The 1,085-nt window shown below is 61.4% G+C and carries 1 protein-coding gene; it reads right to left on the bottom strand.

Annotated elements, in window-relative coordinates; genetic code table 11:
- Positions 1-17: 17 nt before the first annotated feature.
- Positions 18-986, bottom strand: a complete 969-nt coding sequence (locus EYZ64_RS00010; protein WP_135451299.1) for an IS481 family transposase — start codon at positions 984-986, stop codon at positions 18-20.
- Positions 987-1,085: the final 99 nt, after the last annotated feature.

Raw genomic sequence — 1,085 nt, 5'->3', positions numbered from 1 at the left:
CTAGTTGTACCCAGCCGTCACCTTGGTGACAGTCGACTGATCGGTGGTTGGCCTCCGATTGCTGAGTGGCGTCGTCGAGTGTTGTAGTGATCAAGCCACGGGGCAAGGGCTGCGCTGCGTTCGTCGTTGGTAATGAACACTTGGCGGTAGGCCCATTCGGTCTGCAGGGTGCGGTTGAAGCGCTCCACTTTCCCGTTTTGCCACGGGCAGTGCGGTTTGATGAACACCTGACGGGCTCCTAACGCGGCGGCAACCTCGCGCAGTGAGTAGCGGTAGGCCCAGGCGTTGTCGGTCATGATTCGTTCGATCTGGGTGATGCCGTGGGCGGTGAAATAGTTGGCGGCCCGCTGCAGAAACTCCGCGCAGGTCTTGCCTTTCTCGTCGGGTAGGACCTCGGAGTAGGCCAACCGGGAATGGTCATCGACGACGGAATGGATGTAGTCGAAACCGATGGGCGCTTGCCTGTGCGCGCGGGTCCGTCCCATTTGTCGGCCGTGAGCTTTCCACCCACCGCCATCGCGAATCCGGCCAATCTTCTTGACGTCCATGTGGATTAACTCGCCCGGGCGGCTGCGCTCGTAGCGGATCGCCGTCATTTTGGAGGTCCTGACCAACGCACCGGTCAATGGGTCACAGTCGCGTAGATACGGCATCTGATGGCGTCGCAGGATCGCCGAAACGGTCCGGGCCGGCACGCCCAGCTCGTCGCTGATCCACTGCTGACCACGCCGAGATGAACGACGCAGTTCCACCACGGCGGCCTCGATGTTGGCTGCGGTACGACGGGGACTTCGGTGCGGCCTCGAACAGCGATCGTCGAGACCTGTTGGCCCTTCGTTGAGGAATCTGCGCACCCAGCGATGAGCACACTGGCGTGAAACACCCAGCTCGGCTGCAACGTGAGCAACGGGCCGACGACCACCGACGACGCGATCAACCAGCAGCTGTCGACCATGAACCGTCAATCGAGCATTAGCGTGGGACACGAGGACCTCCGTGTGAGTAGAGACGTCAGACATCTCCACTAAGCCCGGAGGTCCTCCCTTTCCACAGCAGAATCGTCAACAACGTCCCTGCCGGGTACA

Origin of the sequence: Mycobacterium sp. DL99 (genome assembly GCF_004762045.1) — a bacterium.
In the GTDB taxonomy this organism is placed as follows: domain Bacteria; phylum Actinomycetota; class Actinomycetes; order Mycobacteriales; family Mycobacteriaceae; genus Mycobacterium.
Note: the sequence above shows the minus strand (reverse complement) of the source record. Positions and strands in the feature narration are given on the sequence as shown.